Raw genomic sequence first — 3,013 nt, forward strand, 5'->3', positions numbered from 1 at the left:
GTTTGGGCTGATACAGCTTATCGCTCGAAAGCGAATGAGGACTTCATGGACAAAGAGGGTTTTGTCTCAAAGGTTCACAGAAAAAAGCCGCATCTCAAGCCTATGCCCCGACATATCCAGAAATCGAATGCTGGAAAGTCCGTGATCCGATCACGCGTCGAGCACGTCTTTGCCGACCAGAAATCACAGACGGGGTTGTTCATCCGAACTGTCGGTATCACCCGGGCCACCATGAGGATCGGGCTGGCCAATATCGTCTACAACATGCGCCGCTTCCTCTTCCTCGAAAGGTTGAACGCGAGCGCGTAGTCATCCAGCGGGACGGTAGTCCCCGATCTGCTCAAAACGCAGATCAAAAGCTACCCCAAAAACCGTCAATCAAATCGCCAAAAGCCTGAAATCACGAGCCAAGCGCATCAACCAACGGTTCTTCGATCCCTCCAGATTTCTTATTCTGCCCTGTAAAACGGCGCTCTTACGTTTCCAACGCTGCTCATCATATCGGTGCCAAGCAAGTTCGGACTCTTGATATAAAAACCTATTTTCCGGCAACGCCTGAACATCGCGTTTTCTGGTTTTTCAACCATATTCTTCAATGTGAAAGAGATATAGCGTCTATTCTAGGCAGACTACTAACAGTGAATGGTCATCTTGCAACGGGCAGTCCGGTCAGCCCCATTCTATCATTTTTTTCTTTCTATGACATGTGGAATGAGATTTCCCGCCTAACGCTTGGAAATGGATGCAAACTTTCTGTCTACATCGATGATATAACAATTTCAGGAAATGTCGTCCCTGACTGGCTATTATGGGAAATTAAAAAACAAATTCATGCTCGTGGATTAGTTTATCATAAAGAACGTAATTTCTTTAATAGAGTAGCTGAAATTACGGGAGTTATCGTTGATGAAGAGGGCTTAAGCCTACCAAACAGGCAACATCAGAAGTCGCATCTATTACGTAAAAAACTTTACCAAGAGACAAACGAAGAAAACAGGATTACGATTTCTCTCAGTTTAAAAGGCCTTGAAACACAGAGAAAACAAGTCGAAAATGCAAGATGAACTCGTTTTCAAGCGACTTTACATTTCATTTAATCTGATAACATTGATACGAAAAATTTCAGTCCACACGTATTCTAAACGCGGCCAATTCGATCCAACGCAGGGAAGTCGGTGATCCGATCCCGCGTCGAGCACCTTTTTGTCGAGCAAAAGTCACAAACGGGACTGTTCATCCGGACAGTAGGTATCACCCGGGCCACAATGAGGGTCAGGCTAGCCAATATTGTCTACAACATGCGCCGCTTCTTCTTCATAGAGCGCGTCAGCGCCACAGCATAGCAATTCAGCGGATGGTACCTTCCGATCAGCTTAAAATGCAGATCGAATGCTACCACGGCAACCATTAATCAAAACGCCACAAACCCAAAATCCAGAAAAAGGCGCATCAATCAACGGTTCATCGATCCCTCCACCTCAAAAGACAATATAAAATCAGTAATATTTTTATCCGTTATTAAATGAACATTAGTTTTTCTTGCCAAATCCAATGCTGATTTTGTATAACCAATAGTAGTTATCACTGCGGCTTCTGTTGCATTATAATATTTTTTTGCAGAAAAAACCTCTTGAACGGCAGAATTTCCTACGGTATTTGAATACATTTTACATTGTATTGCAATTTTTTTATTATTTTTTTCCGCAATAACATCGGCACCTTGATCACCACTTCCAGAAGTTACAATAGCATTCCAACCATGCATTATAAAAATATCAGCACACTTTTGTTCATACTCATAAGGAGTTAAAATTTCAACATTCTTTTTCTCTGAAACAATAGTATTTATATAATCAAAGACATTATAAATATTTGCATCCAAGTAAATTCTATCGTAGTACGATAAAAGTGGTCTAACTTCCGTCTTCAAAAAAAACTCCATCTCTTCTTGCCATCCAGAATCTATTACTCTACCATAATTATTTACTTTCAAACATTTGTTACTAGCTATTTGGAGGTTTATTTTATATTTATCTATGATTGATTTTATTTTATTTTGACTTTTATTTTTCAGTTCTTGTGTCCAAATTCTCTTTTCTACAATTACCGGCTTTGTTTCTGATGGGAGTATTTTTTTCTCTTGTGCAGGCAGTTCAATCTGTTTTTTTGTTCTATTTACCTCTAAAAATATCATATAAGCAGGAACTATAATCATAACTGCCACTAAAATTACAGAAAGAGAGATTATAAAAATCTTAATCCCTAAACCGATAAAAAAACAAAATATTATAAATAATATCAACAATGGCATTAGAAATTTAGCCCAATTTTTTATTTTGGAAAGGTTGTTTGTTTTTGATTATAAAATCAATTTTATTTATTTTTTTCCAAGCTTTTATTTGATTCTTTATTTGATAAAGAGCTGTCTCAAAGTCATCATCAAAATCTGAAAGTGCTTTTTTCTGTATATCGAGTAAAATATTATTGGGGACTTCATCATCCTTAAAATTATTAATATCATTTATTGCTTGAATTTGATTTTCTATTTGAAACAAAGCAGTTTCGTAATCATTCGGAAAATCAGAAAGGGCTTTATCTCTGATTTTTTTTAGTAGATTATTGTCCATAGATAGATTCCCACCAAATGACTTTTGTTTATATTTTATTCAACAAAAGATAATTTTCACTAACACACTTCTTTTCGATGTCGTGGACATAATAACACGTTAATCTTACGTTTGATAGAAGGCCTTAAAAGGATGCCTTCCTGAATGTACAGTTCACAAAATAACTTAACCAGAAAGTTCGCACACCAAAAATTAAGACCATGGAAACCGACCAGTTCCCCCCATGAAGACCTATTGTCTTGTTCATTGAATAAAATCATCATTGGGGCAGGAAAAAGAGGCCTTAATCAACCGTGTTTCTTTTTACGTCCCCTTTTGACCTCAGGTAAACGTGGAGGGTTCGAAAAACCTTTGACTGAGTGCTCTTGTGCGTGATTCCAGGTTCC

At 37.8% G+C, this 3,013-nt stretch carries 4 protein-coding genes and 1 pseudogene; 3 read left to right on the top strand and 2 right to left on the bottom strand.

Translation table 11 applies throughout. The features are described 5' to 3' along the window. The 3 genes and pseudogenes from APA10_RS11430 to APA10_RS15435 all read left to right on the top strand — a co-directional run. Positions 1 to 309: transposase (locus APA10_RS11430; protein WP_034928152.1), on the top strand; the 309-nt coding region annotated here is incomplete at its 5' end. A gap of 329 nt (positions 310 to 638) precedes the next feature. Next, positions 639 to 1,064, top strand: a complete 426-nt coding sequence (locus APA10_RS14340) for an RNA-dependent RNA polymerase family protein (RefSeq protein WP_003631293.1) — start codon at positions 639 to 641, stop codon at positions 1,062 to 1,064. 90 nt (positions 1,065 to 1,154) lie between these two features. Continuing rightward, positions 1,155 to 1,343: pseudogene (locus tag APA10_RS15435) on the top strand (IS5/IS1182 family transposase); the annotation flags it as partial. Between the two features lie 110 nt (positions 1,344 to 1,453). Here APA10_RS15435 and APA10_RS15005 read toward each other — a convergent pair. Both APA10_RS15005 and APA10_RS11445 read right to left on the bottom strand, forming a co-directional pair. Next, a complete protein-coding gene (locus tag APA10_RS15005) occupies positions 1,454 to 2,311 on the bottom strand; it encodes a restriction endonuclease (protein WP_003631295.1) in 858 nt (285 codons plus the stop codon). Positions 2,312 to 2,318: 7 nt separating this feature from the next. Further along, positions 2,319 to 2,627, bottom strand: a complete 309-nt coding sequence (locus APA10_RS11445; RefSeq protein ID WP_035366767.1) for a hypothetical protein — start codon at positions 2,625 to 2,627, stop codon at positions 2,319 to 2,321. Positions 2,628 to 3,013: the final 386 nt, after the last annotated feature.

It is taken from the genome of Acetobacter pasteurianus subsp. pasteurianus LMG 1262 = NBRC 106471, assembly GCF_000285275.1.
In the GTDB taxonomy this organism is placed as follows: Bacteria; Pseudomonadota; Alphaproteobacteria; order Acetobacterales; family Acetobacteraceae; genus Acetobacter; species Acetobacter pasteurianus.

What these genes read in the sequence shown, in the direction of transcription:
- APA10_RS15005 (WP_003631295.1), bottom strand. Translation starts at nt 2,311, where the DNA reads ATGCCATTGTTGATATTATTTATAATATTTTGTTTTTTTATCGGTTTA.
- APA10_RS11445 (WP_035366767.1), bottom strand. Translation starts at nt 2,627, where the DNA reads ATGGACAATAATCTACTAAAAAAAATCAGAGATAAAGCCCTTTCTGAT.